Here is a 641-nt window from a genome sequence, read left to right as displayed (position 1 = left end):
GGCGTGGAAGGGGCGGCCCGGCAGGGCACGCTCCGCCATCGCCGCTGAGCAGGACCGGGCGGCCGGCGGTCGTCACAGGCGATCTGTGGACCTCGGCAAGGGGCGCTTCGCCCGGGCCTCTGTGGAGCTGAAGGTCCTTCCCGACACACGACGCATTCGCGCGTACCTGCGCTGGTCCGACGGCGGCAAGTCCCCGGCCCGCTACCTCGGACAGGTCGAACACGATACCCGGGCCGCGAACCTCGCCGAGGGCTGGAAGATGGCCTGGGAGAAGGGCCTTCTCACCGAAGAGCCACCGGCTGAGGGCTCCTGGGCCTCCTCGCCATCGGTGCGCGCCGTGATGCGGGCCAATCGGAGCAAAGACACCCGCCCCGAGCTGAGGCTGAGGTCTTTGCTGCACAAGCAGGGCCTCCGCTATCGCGTGGCGGCCCGGCCACTGCCAGAATTGCGACGTACCGCCGACCTGATCTTCGCTAAGCCCAGGGTTGCAGTATTCGTCGACGGCTGCTTCTGGCATGGCTGTCCGGAACACCTTCGGGAATCACACAAGAACGCCGAGTTCTGGCGCGCCAAGATCGAAGGCAACCAAGCCAGGGATACGGAGACCGATCGACTCCTACGCGAGGCCGGCTGGACAGTCG

Annotated in this window: 1 protein-coding gene; it reads left to right on the top strand. The window is 67.7% G+C overall.

Annotation, left to right across the window (positions count from 1 at the left end; translation table 11 throughout):
* Window positions 1-85: 85 nt before the first annotated feature.
* On the top strand, window positions 86-641 hold a 556-nt coding region (locus tag KUM32_RS36660; protein ID WP_308408815.1), incomplete at its 3' end, for a very short patch repair endonuclease.

Source organism: Streptomyces sp. AC627_RSS907, from assembly GCF_019049165.1.
The sequence above is the reverse complement of the archived record's forward strand: the minus strand, read 5'-3'. Positions and strand labels throughout refer to the sequence as shown.